General features: G+C 68.2%; 20 protein-coding genes. 13 read left to right on the forward strand and 7 right to left on the reverse strand.

The annotated features are described in order from the left end of the window. The 7 genes from AB1346_00900 to AB1346_00930 all read right to left on the reverse strand — a co-directional run. On the reverse strand, nt 1-537 hold a 537-nt coding region (locus tag AB1346_00900; protein ID MEW6718985.1), incomplete at its 3' end, for a diguanylate cyclase. Next, a complete protein-coding gene (locus AB1346_00905; GenBank protein MEW6718986.1) occupies nt 534-1,181 on the reverse strand; it encodes a chemotaxis protein CheC in 648 nt (215 codons plus the stop codon). The genes AB1346_00900 and AB1346_00905, both read right to left, overlap by 4 nt. Further along, nucleotides 1,178-1,564, reverse strand: a complete 387-nt coding sequence (locus AB1346_00910; GenBank protein ID MEW6718987.1) for a response regulator — start codon at nt 1,562-1,564, stop codon at nt 1,178-1,180. The genes AB1346_00905 and AB1346_00910 overlap by 4 nt, the downstream gene beginning before the upstream one ends. Before the next feature lie 89 nt (nt 1,565-1,653). Further along, nucleotides 1,654-4,326 (reverse strand): PAS domain S-box protein, encoded by a 2,673-nt coding sequence (locus AB1346_00915; protein MEW6718988.1) that lies wholly within the window; start codon nt 4,324-4,326, stop codon nt 1,654-1,656. A gap of 67 nt (nt 4,327-4,393) precedes the next feature. Next, nucleotides 4,394-7,165 (reverse strand): aconitate hydratase AcnA, encoded by a 2,772-nt coding sequence (gene acnA, locus AB1346_00920; protein ID MEW6718989.1) that lies wholly within the window; start codon nt 7,163-7,165, stop codon nt 4,394-4,396. Nucleotides 7,166-7,239: 74 nt separating this feature from the next. Further along, nucleotides 7,240-8,721: an HD-GYP domain-containing protein gene (locus tag AB1346_00925; protein MEW6718990.1), complete on the reverse strand. Its 1,482-nt coding sequence runs from the start codon at nt 8,719-8,721 to the stop codon at nt 7,240-7,242. Then, entirely contained in the window at nt 8,718-9,104 is a 387-nt protein-coding gene (locus AB1346_00930; protein MEW6718991.1) for a response regulator, read from the reverse strand. The genes AB1346_00925 and AB1346_00930 overlap by 4 nt, the downstream gene beginning before the upstream one ends. A 204-nt stretch (nt 9,105-9,308) precedes the next feature. On the opposite strand from AB1346_00930, the gene AB1346_00935 reads away from it, so the two are divergent. The 13 genes from AB1346_00935 to AB1346_00995 form a co-directional block, all read left to right on the forward strand. Further along, nucleotides 9,309-9,770, forward strand: a complete 462-nt coding sequence (locus AB1346_00935; GenBank protein ID MEW6718992.1) for a methylglyoxal synthase — start codon at nt 9,309-9,311, stop codon at nt 9,768-9,770. A gap of 103 nt (nt 9,771-9,873) precedes the next feature. Continuing rightward, complete coding sequence (gene tkt, locus AB1346_00940) at nt 9,874-11,910, forward strand: transketolase (protein ID MEW6718993.1); 2,037 nt, start codon at nt 9,874-9,876, stop codon at nt 11,908-11,910. Next, a complete protein-coding gene (gene tal / locus AB1346_00945; protein MEW6718994.1) occupies nt 11,907-13,043 on the forward strand; it encodes a transaldolase in 1,137 nt (378 codons plus the stop codon). Before tkt ends, tal begins: the two co-directional genes overlap by 4 nt. Before the next feature lie 31 nt (nt 13,044-13,074). Then, complete coding sequence (gene zwf, locus AB1346_00950; protein MEW6718995.1) at nt 13,075-14,583, forward strand: glucose-6-phosphate dehydrogenase; 1,509 nt, start codon at nt 13,075-13,077, stop codon at nt 14,581-14,583. Then, on the forward strand, nt 14,568-15,338 hold the full coding sequence (pgl, locus tag AB1346_00955; GenBank protein MEW6718996.1) for a 6-phosphogluconolactonase: 771 nt from the start codon (nt 14,568-14,570) through the stop codon (nt 15,336-15,338). The genes zwf and pgl overlap by 16 nt, the downstream gene beginning before the upstream one ends. Nucleotides 15,339-15,377: 39 nt before the next feature. Further along, nucleotides 15,378-17,324: an ATP-binding protein gene (locus AB1346_00960; protein MEW6718997.1), complete on the forward strand. Its 1,947-nt coding sequence runs from the start codon at nt 15,378-15,380 to the stop codon at nt 17,322-17,324. A gap of 40 nt (nt 17,325-17,364) precedes the next feature. Then, nucleotides 17,365-17,925: a hypothetical protein gene (locus AB1346_00965; protein ID MEW6718998.1), complete on the forward strand. Its 561-nt coding sequence runs from the start codon at nt 17,365-17,367 to the stop codon at nt 17,923-17,925. Nucleotides 17,926-17,932: 7 nt separating this feature from the next. Next, complete coding sequence (gene typA, locus AB1346_00970; GenBank protein MEW6718999.1) at nt 17,933-19,744, forward strand: translational GTPase TypA; 1,812 nt, start codon at nt 17,933-17,935, stop codon at nt 19,742-19,744. 83 nt (nt 19,745-19,827) lie between these two features. Further along, entirely contained in the window at nt 19,828-20,349 is a 522-nt protein-coding gene (locus AB1346_00975) for a ferritin family protein (protein ID MEW6719000.1), read from the forward strand. Between the two features lie 4 nt (nt 20,350-20,353). Next, on the forward strand, nt 20,354-20,857 hold the full coding sequence (locus tag AB1346_00980; protein MEW6719001.1) for a hypothetical protein: 504 nt from the start codon (nt 20,354-20,356) through the stop codon (nt 20,855-20,857). A 2-nt stretch (nt 20,858-20,859) separates the two neighbouring features. After that, on the forward strand, nt 20,860-21,786 hold the full coding sequence (locus AB1346_00985) for a 4Fe-4S dicluster domain-containing protein (protein MEW6719002.1): 927 nt from the start codon (nt 20,860-20,862) through the stop codon (nt 21,784-21,786). A 16-nt stretch (nt 21,787-21,802) separates the two neighbouring features. Beyond that, nucleotides 21,803-23,053 (forward strand): sulfate reduction electron transfer complex DsrMKJOP subunit DsrP, encoded by a 1,251-nt coding sequence (dsrP, locus tag AB1346_00990; protein ID MEW6719003.1) that lies wholly within the window; start codon nt 21,803-21,805, stop codon nt 23,051-23,053. A 27-nt stretch (nt 23,054-23,080) separates the two neighbouring features. Then, a partial coding sequence (locus AB1346_00995) for a hypothetical protein (protein ID MEW6719004.1) occupies nt 23,081-23,358 on the forward strand: 278 nt, incomplete at its 3' end.

Below are 23,358 nucleotides of genomic sequence, written 5' to 3' on the forward strand. Positions count from 1 at the left end.
GTCGATGTCGATCATGAGCATCGACATCGACCTCTTGTACCGCCGGTGGCGCTCGAACTCCTCCTTGAGGCGGCTGGTGAAATACCTGCGGTTGTAGACCCCGGTGAGGCTGTCGCGGAAATTCATCTCGAGGAGGAGCTTCTCGTACGCCGCCACCTCGGTTACGTCCTGCACGGTGATGCAGACGTGCGTCACCCCGGCGCCGTCGCCTTCCCGCAGGGGGCACACGGTGCAGCTCTGCTGCATGTGCTCGAACGTGCCCTGGAACGAGCCGGTGGTCCGGATCGGGAAGAGATGTCCGTGCAGCTTCTGGGAGAAGAAGCCGAAATTGCCGAAGGTGAACACCGACTTGAAGCTCCGGCGGATCGCCGGGGTGTCCAGGACCGGGTAGGCGTCGAAAAGGTCCCTGCCCAGCATCTCCTCCCGGGGGATGCCGCTGTGCATCGCCATCCAGTCGTTCCAGTACCGGATGCGGTATTCGGCGTCCAGGATGACGATCCCCAGGTTCAGGATGTCGCAGACGCCGGCGAAATTCATGCGTAGCGGCTCATGAAGCCCTGGAGCGCCCGCCGGAGCCAGGTGACCGATTCGTGGCGGGCGACGAGGAACAGGTGTCCCTGCACGTCCCGGTTCCCGAAATGGAAGGCCGTCCGCAGGACGATGACGTGGTTGCCCGGGTCGCTGACCTTCCGGGTCAGGGCGGCGTCGTCCAGGCTCCCGCTCAGGACCCGCGGGGGGGAATAGGTGACGATGTCGCCCAGGAGCTCCGCCACCTTGCCGACGCAGGCACCGACGAGGATGTTTCCCACCTCCATCAGCGTTTCCTTCTCCAGGATCCGCAGCGGGTCGGACTCGAAGGCGTGCTCGCCGACCTCGCCCAGGAACCCGAGCAGCGCCTTCCCGGCGCCGGAGGGGAAGACCAGCAGCGCCGTCCCCTTGAACCGGGACCAGAAGTTCTGCTCGATGATGGTGATCTCCCCGGGATCCGGCACTTCCCGGTCGATGTACCCGGGGAGCTCCGACGCCGGCAGGAGCCGGACCTGCGGGACGGAAAGCTGGACATGGAGGTCGATGACCCCGGCCAGATCGGCGGCCGCGCTGCCGAAGCCGATGTTCATGATCTCCTGGAGGATGTCCCGCTCGTCGACGCCGAGGATTTCGGCGCAGGGATTCGCCGTCATCTCTTCCCCGCGCTCAGGAGGTGGCCTTCAACCCGGGAGAAGATGTCCGCCAGCGCCTCCCTGGCTGGCGGTTTCCGGAGCATGTCGAACGCCCCGAGGCCCATGATCCGTTCGATCGTCTTCGGCTGGACATCGGCGCTGCAGACGACGACCACGCTTTCCGGCCGGGCTTTCTTCATCTTTTCCAGGGCCATGATGCCGTCCATCACCGGCATGGTGAGGTCGGTGAACGTCAGGTCGGGGACTTCGTCCAGGAAGCGCTGGAGGCCGGTCTGGCCGTCCCCGGCCTCGGATATTTCGAAGACGCGATCCCCCGGTATGCAGCTTCGCAGGATTTTCCGCGCGACGGGGGAATCGTCGATAATGAGTATCTTTTTGATCACGTCAGGCCTCCACAACTCACCCGATATATATTTCGGCCGAATGTCGGCAAACTTTAACTGCGATTTTCAGGAGTTAGAACGGTGCGGCTTTACGATTCGAGGGCCCGCCGCACCTGCTGTGAGAGGGCGGTGCTCGTGAAAGGCTTCTGCAGGAAGAAGACTCCTTCGTCCAGGATCCCGTGTTGCCCGATCACCTCGCCGGGGTAGCCGGACATGAACAGGCTTTTCAGCCCCGGGCGGTCGCGCTTCATCAGTTCGTACAGCTCCTTCCCGTTCCTTTCCGGCATGATCACGTCCGTCAGAAGGAGGTGGATGGTCCCTTCGTGCGCCGCGGCCATCGCTATGCATTCGTCCGCGCTCTCCGCGGCCAGCACCCGGTAGCCGAGGTTCTCCAGCATCCGGCAGGCGAGCGCCCGCACCTCCGGGTTATCCTCCGCCACCATCACGGTCTCCCCGCCCCGCTCGACCCGTTCCGGGACCGCCTCGGGGGCCGAGTCCGCCGGAGGAGCCTCCTTCCGTGTCGGCTCCACCCGGGGAAGGAGCACGTTGAACACGCTCCCGGCCCCTTTCTCCGAGGATACGAGGATGTGCCCCCCGTGCTGCTTCACGATCCCGTATACGGTCGCCAGCCCCAGACCCGTTCCCTTCCCCGGTCCCTTCGTCGTGAAGAACGGCTCGAAGATGTGCGCCCGGACCTCCTCGTCCATCCCCACGCCGGTATCGGCGACCGAGAGCATCACGTAGGGGCCGGGGGCGACTTCCGGATGGACGGCGGCGGCTTCGTCGAGATCGACGTTTTCCGTTCCGATGGTCAGCGTCCCCCCGTCCGGCATCGCGTCCTGCGCGTTGATCGCGAGGTTCAGCAGCGCCTGCTCGATCTGCCCCCTGTCCGCGCGCGCCACGCCCGGCGACTTCCCGGTGAGGACGGCGACCCGGATGTCTTCCCGGATCGTCCGGCGGAGCACCTGCTCCAGCCCGCGGACGATGTCCCCGACGTCGATCTCCTCCAGGCGGAGCACCTGCTTCCGGCTGAAGGCGAGCAGCCGCATCGTCAGCTTCCTGGCGAAATCCGCCGCCTGGTGGATCTGCTCGAGCTTCTGCCGGTTCGGATCCGTTTCGGGGAGGCCGAGCAGCATCAGCTCGCTGTATCCGAGGATCGGCGTCAGGAGGTTGTTGAAGTCGTGCGCCACGCCGCCCGCCAGCAGCCCCACGGTCTCCATCTTCTGCGACTGGAAGAGCTGCTCCTTCAGGGCCGCCTGCTCCCGCTCCGCGGTCTTGCGCTCGGTGACATCCTTGATGAAGGAATAGAGAATGCGCTTTCCCATGAAGTCCAGGTGGCTCGTGGCGACCTCCACCGGGAACGTCGACCCGTCCTTCCGCCGGTAGACGGCCTCGAACATCCGCAGGCCGGAGGCGTACACTTCCTCCCGGTGCCTCCGGAACGATTCCGGCGTGATCGTGGTGTTGAAATCGAAGACGGTCATCGAGGAGAACTCCTCCGCGGTGTACCCGAGATTCCTGCACATCGCCTCGTTGACAGACTCGATGCGGCCGTCCTCCGACACCGTGCAGAAGGCCACCGGCGCCTTGTCGACGCAATGCTGCGTCAGGCGCAGCGCCTCCTCCGCCCGCTTCCGGCCGGCCTCGGTCCGCTTGATCCGGAAAATGACCAAAACCAGGAGCGCCACGATCCCGACGAGGAACGCCACTGCCGCGATTGTGGAAACGGCGAACTCCCGGTGCGTGTCGAAGACCGTCTCCGGCCTGTTGACGAGAACGGTGCCGGGAGGAAGCTTTTCCAGCGGGATTCCGAACCTCTTGAGCTGCCGGTAGTCGAACACGGGCCGGGAGGCCGGCATCTCTTCCACCGGCACGGAGGAGGGATCCATGCCCAGCAGGATCCTCAGCGCCAGGTCGGCGGCCATCCGCCCGTGCAGTCTGCCGTCCAGGAGGAAACCGCCGACGGTCTCGCCGATGAGCCGGGTCTCGACCAGGACGTAAACGGGGACCTTCGCCGCTTCGGCGAAGACCCGGGTGCTGTCGGCGCCCGAAAGCGTCTTCCCGGCGCGGTCGGTGGCGAAGGACTGGATCAGCAGGAGAGCATCCGGGGGCAGATCTCCGATGATGGTGCGGGCCTCGTCGAAGGTGCTGGGGGGAAGGAAGCGGATCTCGACGCGCCCTTCGAAATGCGGCAGCAGCTTTTCCGCCTCCCGCCGGGACGAAAGGCCGCTGGTTGTGTGGTCGTTGACCACCAGCACCGTCTTCGTCCCCGGGTGGAACGAGAGCGCCGCTTCCAGCGTGTTCCTCACGTCGTGCCGCTCGACGACGCCGGTTACTCCCTTGCGGCCGTTCCGCAGGTATTGCTCGTAGTCGCTGATCCCCGCGAACACGACCGGGATTCCGGGAAAGGGCGCATCGGCGGGACGTGAGAGCATGTCCATCGCCGGGTTGTCGAGGGCGACGATCATGTCGATCCGCTCCCGTCCGTACTTCCGGATCAGGAAATCGCGCAGGAGCCGCTGGTGGGGCTCGTCGGGATACCGCTTCGCGTCGAGGTACTCGACGGAGATGTCGACCGTCGGGAGAACACCCCGGAGCCGCTCGGTGACGCCCGTCTCCTCCGCGTCGGACCAGGTGAAGCCCCGATGGTAGGAGTTGATCACGAGGACGCGGAAATCGTCCGCGGCCGCCGCCGGAAGCGGAGCGGACAGGAGCGCTCCTCCGATCCAGGCCGCGGCCAGCCACCGGAGGAGCGTGGTCACGGTGAGGTCTCCCCCGAAGCGCATCGCATCAAGATAGTGCTTCGGGGACCGCTTGTCAGCGGAAAAATCAGCTTCCCGCCAGGCGGCGCAGCACGTACTGCAGGATCCCCCCGTGCAGGTAATACTGCGCCTCCGCCGGGGTGTCGATCCGCACCAGGACCGGGAAGGTCCGCTCCTCACCGTTCCCCGAGACCCGGACCGTCGCCTTCATCCTCGGGGCGACCCCGGCCCCTAGTCCTTCCACGGTGTAGGTTTCCGTCCCGTTGAGCCCCAGCGACTCCCGGCTCGACCCCTCCTCGAACTGGAGCGGGAGGATCCCCATCCCCACCAGGTTGCTGCGGTGGATCCGCTCGAAGCTTTCGGCGATGACGGCGCGCACCCCGAGCAGGCGCGGCCCCTTCGCCGCCCAGTCGCGGGAGGAGCCCGACCCGTACTCCTTCCCGGCGAGGATCAGCAGCGGGACGCCGTCGGACGCGTACCGCATGGCGGCGTCGTAGATCGTCATCCTCTCGCCGCCCGGGGGGAAGGTCGTCCAGCCGCCCTCCGTGCCCGGGGCAAGGTGGTTCTTCAGGCGGATGTTGGCGAAGGTGCCGCGCATCATCACTTCGTGGTTCCCGCGGCGACTCCCGTAGGAGTTGAACTCCTCCTTCGGGACGCCGTGGGACTGCAGGTACGCGCCTGCGGGGCTGTCCGCGGCGATGTCGCCGGCGGGCGAGATGTGGTCGGTGGTCACCGAGTCTCCCAGCACGGCCAGGACGCGGGCGTTCCGGATGTCGCCGGGGGGGGCGGGCTCGGCGGCGAGCTCCTCGAAAAACGGGGGATTCTTGACGTAGGTGGAGGAGGGGTCCCACCGGAAGCACTCGGACCGCGGGACGGGGAGCTTCCGCCAGGCCTCGTCCCCCGCGAACACGGAGGAATACTCCTTCCGGAACATGTCGGGCTCCACCGAGGCGCGCACCCGCTCCGTGACCTCCTCCGGCGCGGGCCAGACGTCGGAGAGGAACACCGGCTGCCCGTTCCGGTCCACGCCAAGCGGCTCGTTGTACGGGTCGAAATCGACGGTCCCGGCCAGCGCGTACGCCACCACGAGCGGCGGGGAGGCGAGGTAGTTCGCCCGGCACTGCGGGTGGATCCGTCCCTCGAAGTTCCGGTTCCCGGAAAGGACCGAGGCGGCGACCAGGTTTCCCCTGCGGATCGTCTCCGCGACCGCCTCCGGGAGGGGGCCGGAGTTCCCGATGCACGTCATGCAGCCGTACCCGGCGAGGTGGAACCCCAGCGCCTGGAGGTACGGCATCAGCCCCGCGCGCTCGAGGTACCGCGTGACCACCTTCGACCCCGGGGCGAGGCTGGTCTTCACCCACGAGCGGGTCTTCAAACCCCGCTCCACCGCCTTCTTCGCCACGAGCCCGGCGCAGATCATCACGGCGGGGTTGGAGGTGTTCGTGCAGCTGGTGATGGACGCGATGACCACCGCGCCGTCGTGCAGGTCGTACACGCCCTGGTCCAGCCGCAGCGTGCGCATCCCCGGCGTCCACTTCCGCCGTCCCGCGGCGGGGTCCTCTCCGGCGATGCCGCCTCCTTCCCCGAGCCACCGGTCGGCGCCTTCCTCGCCCTCCGAAGGGCGCGGCTCCTTCCCCCACGCGGAGAGGGCGGTCCGGAACGCGGCCTTGGACTCCGAGAGACGGACGCGGTCCTGCGGGCGCCTCGGCCCCGCCAGGCACGGCTCCACCTTCGAGAGGTCGAGCGACAGGGTGTCGGAGAAGACGGGATCGCGGGTCGCGTCGGTCCGGAAGAGCCCCTGCTCCCTGCAGTACGCCTCCACGAGCTTCACCTGGGCCTTGTCGCGCCCCGTGAAGAGGAGATATCGGAGCGTCTCGTCGTCCACGGGGAAGTAGCCGATCGTGGCGCCGTATTCCGGGGACATGTTCGAGATGGTCGCCCGGTCGGCCACCGAGAGCGAAGAGAGCCCCTTCCCGTAGAACTCGACGAACTTGCCTACAACGCCCTTCGCCCGCAGCATCTGCGTGACCGTCAGGACGAGGTCCGTGGCGGTGGCCCCCGCCGGGAGCTTCCCGGCGAGCCGGAACCCCACTACCTCGGGGACGAGCATCGAGATCGGCTGGCCGAGCATCGCCGCCTCCGCCTCGATCCCGCCCACGCCCCAGCCCACGACGCCCAGCCCGTTGATCATCGGCGTGTGGGAGTCGGTCCCCACGAGGGTGTCGGGGAACGCCTGCGCCGCCCCGCGGCCACGTTTCGTGAACACCACGGGAGCGAGATACTCGAGGTTCACCTGGTGGCAGATCCCCGTGCCGGGAGGGACGACGCGGAAGTTGCGGAACGACTCCTTCCCCCACCGGAGGAACGCGTACCGCTCCGCGTTGCGCTCGTACTCGCGCGCCACGTTGTCGGCGAAGGAGCGGATCGAGGCGAACCGGTCCACCTGCACGGAATGGTCGATGACCAGGTCCGCCGGCATCAGCGGGTTGATCCGCTTCGGGTCCTTCCCCAGCGCTTTCGCCGCGTCGCGCATCGCCGCCAGGTCCACGAGGGCCGGGACTCCGGTGAAGTCCTGCAACAGGACGCGCGCCGGGCGATAGGCGATCTCCCGGTCCGGCGCCCCCTTGGGAGACCAGTTCGCCATCGCGCGGATGTCGTCGGCCGTCACCGTGACGCCGTCCTCGTGCCGGAGCAGGTTTTCGAGGAGGATCTTGATGGAGAAGGGGAGGCGGGAGACCTTTCCCGCGCGGCGCTTTTCCAGCGCCTCCAGCCGGAAGATCTCGAAGGATCGGCCGCCGACGGTCTTGCGGGAACGGGAACCGAACGTGTCCGGATGCATGGCGCCTGGCCTCCCGCGCGGTATTTTGGGAATCTTTACACATACTACCACGCACGGAGGGCGGGAATCCCGATTCAGGCGAGCGCTTCTTCCCCCTCCGGCAGCGCGTTTTCGGCCGGCGCGGCCGGGCCGACGGCGTCGGACAGTTCCTCCAGGAACGGGGCCAGCCCGGGAAGGTCGGCGAACTTCAAATCCGGCATGGTCCGGAGCCAGTCCTTCAGGGTTTCCTCGCTCCGGAGGGCCATGAGCATCGCCCGGACCGCGTCGAGGTCGAACTCGCTGCCGATCCCCTCGCAGAGGAGGCCGAGCGCCTTCTCCACCGTCATGGCGTTGCGGTACGGGCGCTTCGACGTCAACGCGTCGAACACGTCCGCCACCGCGATGATCTTTCCGAACAGCGAGATCTCCGCGCCCTTGAGGCCGAACGGGTACCCGCGCCCGTCCACCCGCTCGTGGTGCTGGACGGCCGCGTCGACGATCGCGGGCGGCAGGTGGATCGGCTCGAGGATCCGGTTCGTCAGGATGGGGTGCTTCTTGATCTCCAGGTACTCGGCCTCCGTCAGCTTCCCGGGCTTGCCGAGGATCGATTCGGGCACCCCGATCTTCCCGAGGTCGTGCATGTACGCCGCGATGTCCAGGTCGTCCAGCGCCTTCTCGGATACGCCGAGCCGCCTGCCGATCGCGTTGGAGAACCGGGCGACCCGGAACGAATGGCCGTGGGTGTACTGGTCCTTCGCGTCGATGGCGGCGGCCAGCGCCTTCACCGTGTTGATGTAGAGGTCCCGGAGGCTGCCGTACAGCCGGATGGTCTCCACGGTGGGGGAGATGATGTGCTCGATGATGCTGACGAACTTCTTCTCGTACGAAGTGAAGAAGCGCCGGTCCGCGCTCCGGAAGAAGGCGATGTAGCCGATCGGCCCGTCCTTTTCCTTGATCGGGCAGTAGAGGACGGAGGTCCCGTCCGACAGGGTGGAGATGACCGTGGAGTCCGGCCCGGGGATCCGCTCCGACAGGTTGTCCCGCTCCCGCAGCGCCCGGAGCTCCTCCTCCCCGATGCCGTGGAGGATGTCGATTTCCTGGTCCGACCGGCTCTTGGTATGGACGATGCCGTAGTCCGCCTCGATGGCGGGGGCGATCTCCTCGAGGATCACCTGGCAGAACGCCTCGATCTCGTTGACGCCGATGGTCTTCCGGGCGAGCTTGAAGAGGAAGGTCATCTGCTCGGAGAGCTGCAGCATCTCGTCGCCGGTCTGCTGGAGCTCCAGGTCCCTCTGCAGCAGGTGGCCGATTCCCCGGACGCCGAGCAGGACATGGGGTTCGGCCCGTTGCAGGGCCTCCTCGGAGCCGGCCGAGCACACGATCCCGCCGGAGCCGTCCTCCGTTCCGACCGGGTAGAACCGGGAATGGGAATGGCCGCAGGCCTCCGTGCCGGGGAGGGGGACGGCCTCGCCGTCGCCGTCCACGAGCCATGCGGATATGCCGTGCTCGTTCCGCAGGTACGCGGCGAACTCCTCCACGAAGGAGGTGTCGAACATCGATTCCTTGAAGCAGCTCATGGGGTGAGCTTTGCGTCCGGGGGCAGGAAGGAGAAGATGGTGGCCCTCAATTCCTCCTTCGAGATCGGCTTGTTCAGGAAGCCGGAGCCGCCCGCCTCTTTCGCCATCCGGATGTCCTTCTCGTCGCCGAGGGAGGTGAAGATCAGCACGGGGATATCGGAGGTGGCCGCGTCGGAGCGGATCATGATGGTCGCGTCGATGCCGTTCATCTCCGGCATCTCGACGTCCATGATGACCAGGTCCGGCCGGTTTTTCCTCGCGAGGTCGAGCCCGATCCTGCCGTTTTCGGCGGTCAGCACTTCGAAGCCGTCTTCCTTGAGGATCTTGCCCACGATCCGCCGGATCATGTGGGAGTCGTCGACGACCAGGACCTTCTTCCGCATTCGGCTCATCCTTTTCCTGCCGCCGCAGGATGCGAGGCGCTACCTCCTCTTATTTCGGAAGCGCCGCGAGAATGTTTAGCCCGCTCCGCCGGTTTATCGAAAAATCGTGTCTTTATCGATGATTTTCCTGATAAGAGGGGATAACCGGGGCCGGGCCGCGTTAAAATGGTCGACCGGCAGCGGAACGCGGCGGAAGGGAGGCATATGACGGACCGGAAGATCTCCATGGAGCGCGACAAGAGGATCGCCCTGGTCGCGCACGACAACAAGAAGCGGGACCTGCTCGAATGGGCCCGGTACAACCGGGACCTCCTCGCGCACCACAAGATCTACGCGACGGGAACGACCGGCGCGATCCTCGAAAGGGAGCTGGGATTCGACGTCGTCAAGCTGCAGAGCGGGCCGTTGGGCGGCGACCAGCAGGTCGGGGCCGGGATCGCGGCGGGCGAGATCGATTTCCTGATCTTTTTCTGGGACCCTCTCCAGCCGCAGCCGCACGATCCGGACGTGAAGGCGCTCCTGCGGATGGCGGTCGTCTGGAACATCCCCATCGCCTGCAACCGCGCGTCCGCGGACTTCATGATCTCCTCCCCCCTGATGGACGAGGGATACGACCGTCTCGTCCCGGATTACGGCTCGTATATCGGGCGGAAGGTTCCCGGGTGAGGATCGGGAGACGCGGCGGGGCCGACGATGGTAAAATGAACGATCCGTACCCAGCAGGCCATCATAAAAAGCGACTCCGCGCCGGATGAAAGGGGAGCAGTCCGTGGGGAACAAGGAACTTGCGACGCGCGCCATCAACACGATCCGATTCCTGTCGGCCGAGGCCGTCCAGAAGGCGAAGTCCGGCCACCCGGGAACGCCGATGGCGCTCGCGCCGCTTGCGTACCTTTTATGGACCCGGTACCTGCGGTACAGCCCGGCGAATCCCGACTGGGCGGGGCGCGACCGGCTCATCCTCTCCTGCGGCCACGCCTCCATGCTCCTCTACTCCATGCTGCACCTCACGGGGTACGACCTTTCCATGGACGATCTGAAGGCCTTCCGCCAGTGGGGGAGCCGGACCCCCGGCCACCCGGAGGCGGACCACGCCCCGGGGGTCGAGGTGACGACGGGACCGCTGGGGCAGGGGCTCGGGAACGCCGTGGGGATGGCGATGGCCACGCGCCTGCTGGCGCATCGCTTCAACCGGCCGGGGTACGAGATCGTGTCGCACCGGATCGTGGCGCTGTGCTCCGACGGGGACCTGATGGAGGGGGTCGCCTCGGAGGCGGCGTCGCTGGCGGGGCTGCATCGCCTCTCGAACCTGACGGCTTTCTACGACGACAACCGGATCACGATCGAGGGCTCGACGGACCTCGCGTTCCGCGAGGACACGGCGGCACGGTTCCGGGCGTACGGCTGGAACGTCCTGCACGTCGCGGACGGGAACACCGACCTCGACGGGATGGCGGCGGCGATCGAGACGGCGTTCTCGCAGCGCGAGCGGCCCACCCTGGTGATCGTGCGGACGACCATCGGATTCGGCAGCCCCAACCGGCAGGACACCGCGGAGGCGCACGGGTCGCCGCTGGGGGATGCGGAGGTCGCCCTGGCGAAGGAGAACCTCGGCTGGCCGGCGTCGCCCCCCTTCTTCGTTCCGGACGACGTGGGCGCCCATTTCCGCGAGGCGGTGGACCGGGGGCGCCGGCTGGAGCAGGAGTGGCGCCTCCGTTTCTCGGCGTACGCGAAGGCGTACCCGGAGCTCGCCATGGAATGGGAGCGCAGGAGCTGGGGGGAGATTCCGGAAGGGTGGGGCGACGGGATCCCGGCATTCTCCCCCGGCGACGGCGCGATGGCCACTCGTAGCGCATCGGGCAAGGTGCTCAACGCCATCGCCCCGAAGATCCCGGAGCTGGCGGGAGGGTCGGCCGACCTGGCCCCTTCCACGGAGACGCTCATCAAGGGCGGGGGCGAGTTTCTGCCCGACGCGCCGCCGGGAGGGCGGAACCTCCACTTCGGCGTGCGGGAGCACGGGATGGGCGCGATCCTCAACGGGATGGCGCGGCACGGCGGGGTGATCCCCTACGGGGCCACGTTCCTGATCTTCTCGGATTACATGCGCCCCTCCATCCGCCTCGCGGCGCTGATGAAGTGCCGGGTGATCTACGTGCTGACGCACGATTCCGTCGGGCTGGGAGAGGACGGGCCGACGCACCAGCCGATCGAGCATCTGGCCTCGCTGCGGGCGATGCCCAACCTATACGTCGTCCGGCCCGCCGACGCGAACGAGACCGCGGCGGCGTGGCGGATGGCGCTCGAGCGCACGCAGGGTCCCACGATTCTCGCGCTGACCCGGCAGAAGGTCCCCGTCCTGCCGCCGGAGGCGGTGTTCCGCGACGACGGGGCTCGGCGCGGGGCGTACGTCCTGGCGGAGGCGGACGGCGGGAGGCCCGCCGTGCTCCTTCTGGCGACCGGCTCGGAAGTCTCCGTGGCGCTGGCCGCGCGGAAGCTGCTGGCGGAGGAAGGGATCCCGGCCCGCGTGGTGAGCATGCCCTGCCTGGAGCGGTTCGAGGAGCAGGACGCGCCCTACCGCGACTCCGTCCTCCCGCCGGAAACGGCCGCGCGCGTTTCCGTCGAGGCCGCCGCAACCTTCGGCTGGGAGCGGTACGTCGGCTCCCGCGGCGCATCGGTCGGGATCGACCGGTTCGGGGCGTCCGCGCCCGCGGAGCGGGTCTTCCTGGAATTGGGGATCACGCCGGAGGCGGTGCGAGACCGGGCGAAGGCCGTCCTTGCCGCGGTATCGGGGGGTGCGCAGAGATGAAGAAGAACCCGCTGGTCGCGCTCGGGGAGGCGGGGCAGAGCCCCTGGCTCGATTACATCCACCGGGGGATGATCTCCTCCGGCGAGCTCGCCCGCACGATCGCGGAGGACGGCATCCGGGGCGTGACCTCCAACCCGACCATCTTCGAGAAGGCGGTGTCCTCCGGGGCCGAGTACGAGGCGCAGATCCGGGAGCTGGCCGCGGCCGGGGCGTCCGTGCCGGAGGCTTACCTGAGGATCGTGACCGACGACATCCGCTCCGCCGCCGACGTGATCCGCCCGGTATACGACGCGACGGGCGGCAACGACGGCTACGTGTCGCTGGAGGTGGACCCCGACCTCGCCCGCGACGCGAAGGCGTCCATCGGGCGGGCGCGCGAGCTGTTCCGGGCGGTGGGGCGGCCCAACGTGATGATCAAGATCCCCGGCACGCGGGAGGGTCTGCCCGCGGTGGAGGAGACGATCGCGTCCGGCGTCCCCGTGAACGTGACGCTGATCTTCTCCGTGAAGCGGTACGCGGAGGTCGCCGAGGCGTACCTCCGCGGCGTGGAGCGGCTGCTGTCTTCGGGCGGCGATCCGCGGACCGTGGCGTCCGTCGCCTCGTTCTTCGTCTCCCGCGTCGACACGGCGGTGGACGCCCTCCTGCTCAAGGAGGTGGAGCGGTGGCCCGGCTCCCCGAGGGCGGAGACGGCCCTCTCGCTGGTCGGGAAGCTCGCGGTCGCCAACGCGCAGGCCGCCTACGCGAAATTCCTCGAGATCGTCGCGACGGACCGGTGGCAGGCGCTCGCGGCGCGCGGGGCGCGGGCGCAGCGCCCCCTGTGGGCGAGCACCGGGACGAAGAACCCGAAGTATCCGGATGTGAAGTACGTGGAGGAGCTCATCGGGAAGGACACCGTGAACACGATGCCGCCACAGACGATGGACGCCTTCCGGGACCACGGGAGGGTGGCGGACGCGCTGACGGGATCGTTCCCCGCCGCGAAGGCGGTCCTCGACGACTACTCCCTGATGGAGACCGGCATCGAGGACGTTTGCGGCCGCCTCGAGGAGGAAGGGGTGGCCAGTTTCCTCGATTCGCACCGGAAGCTGCTTGCCGCCGTCGGGAAACGGCTGGAAACCGCAGGGGCCGCCTGAGAAGAACGCCCCGCGGGAAGGAGGGGTCGCCGTGGACGTTCCCGTCGCGCTTCCCGCGCCGTGCCTCCTGGTGATCTTCGGCGCCTCGGGCGACCTGACGAGGCGCAAGCTGGTCCCCGCCCTGTTTTCCCTCCACCGGGAGAAGCTCCTTCCCGACGGGTTCGCCGTCCTCGGCGTGTCCCGCACGCCTTACGACGACGACGCGTTCCGCTCCGCCCTCGAGGAGGCCGCGCGGGAGGAGGGCGGCGCCTCGTTCGATCCCGCGGAATGGGCCGTATTCTCCCGCCGGCTGTCCTATCAGCCCGGGGACATACGCGATGCGAAAGGGTTCGCCCCGATCCGGGACCGCGCGGAGCGGCTGTGCGCGGAGCGCGCGATCCCCGGAAACCTCCTCTTCTACCTCGCCCTTTCCCCGGCCCAGTATGCCGGCGCCCTGCGCGGGATCGGCGCGTCGGGGCTGTCCGTTCCCGGGGAGGCGGCGCCGGGCTACCGCCGCGTCGTGATCGAGAAGCCCTTCGGCAGCGACCTGGCGAGCGCGCGGGCGCTTTCCGGCGAAGTGTCCCGGGTCTTCCGGGAGGACCAGGTCTTCCGGATCGACCATTACCTCGGAAAGGAGACGGTCCAGAACCTGCTCGTCTTCCGGTTCGGCAACGGGATCTTCGAGCCGCTCTGGAACCGGAACTACGTCGACCACGTGCAGATCACGATGGCCGAGGACATCGGCGTCCGGGAGCGCGGGGATTACTACGACGGCGCGGGCGCGGCGCGCGACATGCTCCAGAACCACCTGCTGCAGCTCCTCTCGCTGGTCGCGATGGAGCCGCCGATCTCCCTTTCGCCCGAGGACGTGCGCGACGAGAAGCTGAAGCTGCTCCGCTCGGTCGAGCCGGTCCCGGCGGAACGGGTCGGAGAAGCGTGCGTCCGCGGGCAGTACACGGCGGGAAAGGTCGGCGGCCGGGAGGTCCACGGTTACCGGGGGGAGCGGAACGTGCCGCCCGGGTCGCTGACGGAGACCTACGTCGCCGTCCGATTCACCGTCGACAACTGGCGGTGGGGCGGGGTGCCGTTCTACCTGCGCTCCGGGAAGCGGCTCGCCCGCCGCGTCTCCGAGATCGCGATCCAGTTTCGCCCGGCCCCGTACCGCCTGTTCGAAGGGACGGCGTGCGGCCAGCTCGAGTCGAACCGCCTGGTGATGAACCTACAGCCCGAGGAGGGGATCTTCCTGCGGTTCGGCGCGAAGCAGCCCGGACCGGCGGTCTGCGTACGGCCGGTGGACCTCGGCTTCTCCTACGAGCAGGCGTTCGGGGCGAAGAGCCCGCCCGCCTACGGGCGGCTGCTCCTCGACGCGATGCTGGGGGACGCCACCCTCTTTCCCCGTCAGGACATCGTCGAGGTGTCGTGGGCGCTGCTGGAGCCGCTCCTGTCCCGGTGGAGCGAAAATCCGGGACGCGACCTGTACTTCTACCCTGCCGGGAGCGGCGGCCCCGTAGAGGCGGACGCCCTGCCGGAGAAGGAGGGGCGCGCTTGGCGCAGCCTGTGAAGCGGATCCACGTCCTTCCCGGACCCGCGGAGCTCGCCCGCGCCGCCGCGGGGCGGCTGTGGGGAATCGCCCGGGACCGGGCGGCGTCCGGGCCCGTGCACATCGCCCTTTCGGGCGGGGAGACCCCTCGCCGGGCCTACGGCGCGCTTTCGTCGGAGCCGTACCGGTCGGGGTTCCCGTGGGAAGCGGTCCACTTCTGGCAGGTCGACGAGCGGTTCGTCCCGGCGGACGATCCGCGCAGCAACCGGAGGATGATCCGCGAGGAGCTTCTCGATCCCGTCCGGTTCCCCCCGGAGCGTTTCCACTGGGTGGACACCGCGCTTCCCGATCCCGCCGCCGCGGCGGCGAAGTACGAGTCGGAGCTCCGGAAGGCGTTTTCCGGGGGTTCCCGCGGCCTCCCTCGTCTCGACGCGGTCGTCCTGGGGCTCGGCGCCGACGGGCACACGGCCTCGCTGTTCCCCGGCGGATCGCCGGGGGCTTCCGGAAAGGAGCTGGCGCTTCCCGCGATCGGCGGCGATCCCCCCCTTCCGCGAGTGACGATGTCTCCGGCCCTCATCAACGCCGCGGCCTGCATCCTCTTCCTCGTGCAGGGGGAGCGGAAGGCGAAGGCGCTGCGGGACCTGGCCGCCGCCGCGCGGGACGCGTCGCTGCGCGCCCCCGGATTCCCCGCCGGGCAGGTCGCGCCGGCCCGGGGAACGCTGCTGATCCTGGCGGACGCGGATGCCGCGCGCCTCCTGCCGCCCGGGGGGATATAATTGGACGAAACAGCAAGGCGGGAATCGTTGGGCGATACCATGCCGCTTTCGTACGTCCCACGGATCGCGCGGATCTGCGCGCTGGGGCTGTCCTTCGACGAGCTCCTCGAGGAGGTTTGCGGCGAGATCCGGTCGCTCGCCGGGGCCGACGAGTGCCGCCTGTTCGTGGTCGCCGACGACGGCCGGGGGGAGAGGTTTCGCCCGGTAGCCGGTTCCGGGACGACCGCCGGGAATGCGGACCCGTACGTCGCGGGGGCGCCGATGGACCGTCTGCTCGACCGCCTGCGGTCGGTCGGGTCGGTCCGCGTCGACGACACGGGGCTACTGCTTCCCCTGAAATTCGGCACCGAGCTGCTCGGGTTCGTCGCGCTCCACGCGAAGGACTCCCCGAGGCGATGGAGCGACGAGGCGCTGCGGGCGCTGGAGCTCGCGGCGGCGGTCCTCGCCGCCGCGCTGGAACGCCGGCGGACGGAGGATCGCCTTCGCGCCTCCGAGGCCCGCTACCGGTTCATCGCCGAGAGCTCGCCCGATCTCATCTCCCTGCACGACCCCTCGGGGCGCATCCTGTACGCGAGCCCGGCGTCGCAGGTTCTGCTGGGGATCCGGCCCGAGTCGATGGTCGGAGCTCCGCTCGAGTCGTTCCTCCATCCCGGAGACGCGGAGAAGGTCGTCGCGGATACCCGCCGGGTCTCCGAAGGGAAGCCGGGAGTCACCCTCCTGTGCCGGATGCGCAGGGCGGACGGGACGTTCCTCGAGGCGGAATCGCTGGCGACCGCCGCCCCCGGCGCGGCAGGGGAGGAGCGCGGGGTGCTCCGCGTGACGCGGGACGTCTCGGAGCGGGCGCGGACCGGGGGGATCCTGCGGGAGAACCACCAGCAGGCGACGGTCGGGATGCTCGCCGGCGGCGTCGCCCACGAATTCAACAACCTGCTCGCCGGGATCCAGGGGGCCGTCGAGATGCTGTCGATGGTCGTCGTGGAGAATCCCCGGGCCAGGACGTACCTCGACGTCATCCTGCGCATGGGGAACCGGGCGGTCGAGCTCACCCATCAGCTTCTCGCCTACGCCCGCCAGGGGAAATACGCCCCTGCGGTGATCCCGGTCAAGGAGATCGTCGGAGAGACGGTCTCCGCGCTGGAGGCGTCGCTGCGCCCCGGCGTCGAGCTGGCCGTCTCGGTAGAGGAGGGGCTGCCGCACGTGTTCGCCGACGCCCGGCAGATGCGGCAGGTCCTGACGGGGTTGTGCCTCAACGCCGTGGAGGCGATGCATGGCGGCGGACGGATCTCGATCGGGGCGCGGCGCGAAGAGGAGGGAAGCCGGGTCGTCATCGAGGTATCCGACGACGGGCCGGGGATCGACGCGGACACGCTGCCCCGGATCTTCGAGCCGTTCTTCTCGACCAAGAGCGCCGGGCGGGGAATGGGGCTCGCGGCGATCCGCGGGATCGTCGAGAACCACGACGGGGAGATCCGCGCCGTCTCGCGGCCGGGGATGGGCGCGACCTTCACGGTCCTGCTCCCGGCGAGCGTGGAGCGGCGCCGGTCGATCCGCCCGGTTCCGATCGGCGGCGCCCGCCCCGGCACCGGGAAGATCCTCCTGGCGGACGACGAGCCCGATGTGCGGGTCGTCGTCCGCTCCATGCTCGAGTCGCTCGGGTACGGGGTCGTGGAGGCGGGAGACGGCCGGGAGGCGGTGGAGCTGTTCCGGCAGAGGCACGGGTCGCTCGATCTCGTGCTGATGGATCTCGTGATGCCCCGCCTCTCGGGGGAAGGAGCCCTGGCGGAGATGCGGCGGATCGCGCCGGGGGTGCCCACCATCCTCATCAGCGGGTACGACGCTTCCGGACGGATCGGCGAGCTGGTCGCCACCGGGGCCGGCGGCTTCCTGAGGAAGCCGTTCCGGCGGCAGGAGCTGGAGGACAAGATCGCCGAGGTGCTCGGGACCCCGGGCGGGGAGCGGGGAGGAGCGGCCGGACCCGTGCTATAGTGGCTGGTACAACTCGCAGACCTTCCCGAAGGAGACGACGATGCCGAAGAAAGGGGATTTCATCCTCTACAGCGGTGGTGCCCCCGGAGCCGAGGCGGAGTTCGGCGTCCAGGCGGAAAAGCACGGGATCGAGGAGATCAATTTCACTTACGAAGGGCGGGGCATCGACCGCTCCCGCGGGATCCGGGTCCTGTCCCGCGAGGAGCTGGAGCGGGGGGACGTGAGCCTCGCATATGTGTCACGCCTCCTGAATCGCACCTACACCGATGCGCCGGCGATCCGCAAGGTGCTTCAGACCATCTGGTACCAGGTCAACTCCGGCCAGGAAATCTACGTGGTCGGAGAGATCCTCCCCGACGGCACCGTCAAGGGAGGCACCGGCTGGGGCGCGGAGTTCGCCAAGCTGTGCAACAAGCCGATCTTCGTCTTCGACCAGAGGAAGGACGCCTGGTTCGCCTGGAAGGACGAGAAGTGGGCCGCCCCGGAAGGCGGGCAGGCGGTCCGCATCGGCCATCCCCGCTTCACGGGGACGGGGACCCGCTTCCTGGAGGAAAACGGCCGGAAGGCGATCCGGGAGCTCTTCGCCCGCTCCTTCGCGTGAGGACGCCTTGACCCCGTCCGCCGCGCCCATCCGCAACGTCGCCATCGTCGCGCACGTCGACCACGGAAAGACCACCCTCGTCGACGGGATGCTGCGGCAGAGCGGCATCTTCCGCGAGCACCAGGCCGTCGTGGACCGGGTGATGGACTCGATCGACCTCGAGCGGGAGAAGGGGATCACGATCATGGCGAAGAACACCGCCGTGGTCTACCGGGGCGTCAAGATCAACATCGTGGACACCCCCGGCCATGCGGACTTCGGCGGCGAGGTGGAGCGGACGCTGAAGATGGTGGACGGCGTGCTGCTGCTGGTCGACGCCTCCGAAGGCCCCCTGCCGCAGACCCGCTTCGTGCTGAAGAAGGCGCTCGAGCGGGCGCTCCCCGTCATCCTCGTCGTGAACAAGATCGACCGTCCGGATGCGAGGATCGACGAGGTGATCGACGAGGTCTACGACCTGTTCATCGACCTCGACGCCACGGAGGAGCAGCTCGACTTCCCGATCCTGCTCGCCAACGCGCGGGCGGGGAGCGCGGCGCTCCGCGGCGAAGGGCCCGGGCGGAACCTGCAGCCGCTCTTCGACGCGATCCTTTCCCACGTGCCGCCACCCTCCGGCGACCCTTCGGGGACGCTGCAGTTCCTCGTCACCAACCTGGACTACAGCGACTACGTCGGGCGGCTGGCCGTCGGGCGGATCTTCGAGGGGACGCTGCGCGCGGCGTCGATCGTCTCCCTGTGCGGGGCCGGCGACGGGGCGAAGAAGGTGAAGGTCGCGCTTCTGTACGGATACGAGGGTTTGAGCCGCATGGAGATCCCCGAGGCGTCCGCGGGCGACATCGTGGCGGTCGCCGGGATCGAGGACGTGACGATCGGCGACACGCTCTCCGACCCCGAGACGCCGGCGCCGCTTCCGCGCATCGCGGTGGACGAGCCGACCGTTTCGATGGTCTTCTCGGTGAACAGCTCCCCGTTTGCTGGCCGGGAGGGGAGGTTCGTCACGTCGCGGCAGCTTCGCGCGCGCCTCGAGAAGGAGCTGCTCGGGAACGTCTCCCTGCGGATCGATTTCTCCGGGACCGACGCCTTCACGGTCATGGGGCGGGGGGAGCTGCAGCTGGCGATCCTCATCGAGATGATGCGGCGGGAGGGGTTCGAGCTCTCCGTCTCCCGGCCCGAGGTGGTCACCAGGACCGTCGACGGCGTGTTGACGGAGCCGGTGGAGGCGCTGTTCGTGGACGTCCCCGACGCGTACCTCGGCGCGGTGACGCAGGCGCTGGGGGAGCGGCGCGCGCGGATGACGAAGATGATCAATCCGGGACAGGGGCGGGTCCGGATGGAATACCGCATCCCCTCCCGCGGCCTGATCGGCTTCCGATCGGACTTCCTCACGATGACGCGCGGCACGGGACTTCTGAACCACCTCTTCGACGGCCACGATCCGTGGGGCGGCCCGATCCCCGAGCGGATCAACGGGGCGCTGGTGGCCGACCGCGTCGGGCGGGCGACGGCGTACGCCATCTTCCACCTCCAGTCCCGGGGGACCTTCTTCATCGGCGAGGGGGAGCAGGTGTACGAGGGGATGATCGTGGGGGAGAATTCCCGCCCGGTCGACATCGACGTCAACATCACCAAGGAGAAGAAGCTGACCAACATCCGGGCCGCGGGGGCCGACGAGGCGCTCCGGCTGGTGCCGCCGCGGATCCTCTCCCTCGAGGCGGCGCTCGAGTTCATCAACGAGGACGAGCTGGTGGAGATCACCCCCTCCTCCGTCCGCCTGCGGAAAAAGATCCTGAAGGCGGGCGACCGGCCGAGGAAGAAGGACTGATCTCGCGGATTGCGTCATATTTTTTTCGTTGCGCCCCGGCCGTGCGTTTAAAATGGTAGGTAATCCACCACGCGAGGGTCCCCATGGCGAAAGGAACGGAAAAATCCGCCCCGAAGGACAGCCCTGCCGCAAACGCCCTGACCCGCGCCCTCCGGTTCGAGAAGACGGGGATGCGGTATTTCGACCTGGCCTCCGCCAAGGCGGGCGACCCCTTCGCGAAAAGCCTCTTCGCCCTCCTCGCCGACATGGAAAGGAAGCACATGGAGGACATCCGGGACATCGCCCGGAAGCTCGGGGAGAACAACGGGAAGTTCCCGCAGGTCTCCGCCGCGAACAGCGAGGGGCGGATGCGCCTCTTCCAGCGGGAGTACGGCCGGATCAAGAAGGAGAAAATGCTCACCGGCGACGCGGCCGCAGCGATGCGGAAGGCGCTCGGGTTCGAGGCCGAGGGGCGGGAGATGTATTCGCGCATGTCCAGGGCGGCCACGAATCCGCAGGAGAAGAAGTTCTTCCGCCTGCTGGCGGTCGAGGAGGAGAGCCACTTCGAGATCATCTACGAGTACCTCGATTTCCTGGAAGCCACCGGGCTGAGGATGCGGGAATAGCCGCGTGCGACCGGGGCGCATCCTGGCGGCCGCTGTGGCCGCGCTCTGCCTGGCCGGAGGCGTCGCCGCCGCCGCGCAGCCCGGCGCCCAGTTCCCCGTCCCCGCGCCTCCCTTCACCCCGGGGATCTTCCCCTGTTCCGACTGCCACAAGGAAATGAAGCCGAACGCGACGCGCCGGGAGCTCAAGGACGAGCATACCGACATCGTCCTGAACCACGCCCAGGGGCAGCGCTGGTGCCTCGACTGCCACGATACGAACGACCGGGACCGGCTGCACCTGGTGAGCGGCCGGAAGATCCGCTTCGAGGAGTCCTACCTGCTCTGCGGGCAGTGCCACGGCGACAAGTTCCGCGACTGGAGGGTGGGCGTGCACGGCAAGCGGACCGGGATGTGGAACGGAGAGAAGCAGTACATGCTGTGCGTCCATTGCCACAACCCTCACGATCCCTCGTACAAGCCGATCCCCCCGGAGCCGCCGCCCGTGCGCCCGGACGATATCAGGAAGTGACCATGCCCAACGACCGGAACCGCGAACCCCGCGCCTTAAGGATGTCCCGGCGCCGGATGCTGAAGGGGGCCGCCGCCGTTCTCGGGGCGCTGGCGCTGCCGGGGAAGGACGCGTCCGCCGCCGTCTGGGAGGCGTTCCTCCGGAGGAACTTCCGGGAGATGACCGCCCGGGACAAGGCGCGGGTCGTCGCCCGCCTGGAGAAGGAGTACGAGGCGCAATTCGGCAAGCGGGTGAAGGTGGCCGTGACCCCCCCGATCGAGGGCGTGCTGTACGGCTACGGCCTCGACCTCCACCGGTGCATCGGCTGCCGCCGGTGCGTCTACGGCTGCGTGAAGGAGAACAACCCGTCCCGCAATCCGCAGATCCACTGGATCCGCGTATTGCAGATGAAGAAGGAGCACGGCGTCGACCTGGAGGAGGCGGCGCATTATTACAACCCCTCCAAGGTCCCCGAGAAGGAATTCTTCTACATGCCCGTCCAGTGCCAGCAGTGCGAGCGCCCGCCCTGCGTGAAGGTGTGCCCCGTGCAGGCGACCTGGAAGGAGCGGGACGGGATCACGGTCGTCGACTACAACTGGTGCATCGGCTGCCGGTACTGCATGGCGGCGTGCCCGTACGGCGCCCGCCACTTCAACTGGAAGAAGCCCGGCCTGCCGGCGGCGGAGCTGGTCACGGAGACGCACTACCTCGGCAACCGCCCGCGCCCCGTCGGCGTGGTCGACAAGTGCACCTTCTGCATCCAGCGGGTCCGCAACGTCCCGGGACGGTACCCGGCCTGCGTCGAGGCGTGCCCCGTCGGCGCCCGCAAGTTCGGGAACCTGCTCGACCCGGAGAGCGAGATCCGGTACATCATCGCGAACAAGCGCGTGTTCATCCTCAAGGAAGATCTGAACACGCAGCCGAAGTTCTACTACTTCTATGCGACCTGAGACCCGGGGCAAGGCGATGCGGAAGGCATGGGAGTTCTTCAAGGGGACGCTGGTCCTCGTCGCGAGGGGAAGCACCGCCTACTACGCGTGGATCCTGACGCTGCTGTTCCTGATGGCGGTCGGGGCGGCCGCGTATGTCTACCAGCTCCGCAGCGGCCTGATCGTCACCGCCATGCGCGACCAGGCGTCCTGGGGGCTCTACATCTCCAACTTCACCTTCCTGGTCGGCGTCGCGGCGGCGGCGGTGCTGCTCGTGATCCCCGCCTACGTGTACAAGTGGCAGCCCATCAAGGAGATCGCCGTCCTGGGCGAGATGCTGGCGATCTCCGCGATCGTGATGTGCCTGCTCTTCGTCACCGTCGACCTCGGCCGCCCCGACCGGATCTGGCACCTGATCCCCCTCGCCGGCATCCTGAACTTCCCGCAGTCGCTTCTTGCGTGGGACGTCGTGGTCCTGAACGCCTACCTCGCGCTGAACCTGGTCATCGCGGTCTACATCTGCTACAAGCACTACCACCGGGAAGAGCCCAACCCGAACTTCTTCAATCCCATGATCCTGTTCTCGATCCCGGCCGCCGTGGCCATCCACACGGTGACGGCCTTCCTCTATAACGGCCTCGCCGCGCGCCCCTTCTGGAACGCGTCCATCCTGGCCCCCCGGTTCCTCGCGTCGGCGTTCTGCTCCGGCCCGGCGCTGATGATCATCCTCTTCCAGCTCATCCGCAGGTACACCCGCTTCGAGATCCGGGAGGCGGCGATCTTCAAGATCGCGGAGCTCATCGCCTACGCCATGTTCCTCAACCTGTTCCTGCTGGGCGCCGAGGTGTTCAAGGAGTACTATTCCGGCACGATCCACCTCGCCCCGATGCACTACCTCTTCTTCGGCCTGAAGGGGCACAGCGACCTCGTCCCGTACATCTGGACGGCGATGATCATGAACACGACCGCGTTCGTCCTGTTCCTCGTCCCCCGGACGCGCGAGAACCACCTGACGCTCAACATCGGGTGCGTCCTGATCTTCATCGGCGTCTACATCGAGAAGGGGATGGGGCTGGTCCTTCCCGGGCTGATCCCGGACGTCCTCGGGGAGATCTACGAGTACTCGCCCACGCGGATCGAGATCCTGCTTTCCGTCGGCATCGCCGCCGCCGGCCTTCTCGTCTACACGCTCCTGCTGCGCGTCGCGATCCCGATCCTTGCGGGGGAGTTCCACGTGGGGGACGACGGCGTGACGCCCGTGATCGGGGACACGAAGTTCATCCATTAAACGGATCGACGTGACGGGGGCCCGCCGATGCCCAAGCTTCCAGAGAAGATCCCGGATTCCCTGGCGCGGCTGATCGTCGTTGTCCTGGCCCTGACCGCTCTCGGGGCGCTCGTGTTCTTCGTCCTCATTCCCCGCCCCATGAAGGACGTCCGCCTCCAGTGGGAGGAGCACGTGAAGCGGGAGCGGGCCCTTCCCGTGCGGTACGCCGGCTTCGCCGCCTGCGCGGAGTGCCACGGAGAGCTATACGGCATGAAGCGGACGGGCTTTCACCGGGACCTGTCGTGCGAGACGTGCCACGGCCCCGC

The organism is Thermodesulfobacteriota bacterium, from assembly GCA_040758155.1.
Classification (GTDB): domain Bacteria; phylum Desulfobacterota; class Deferrimicrobia; order Deferrimicrobiales; family Deferrimicrobiaceae; genus UBA2219.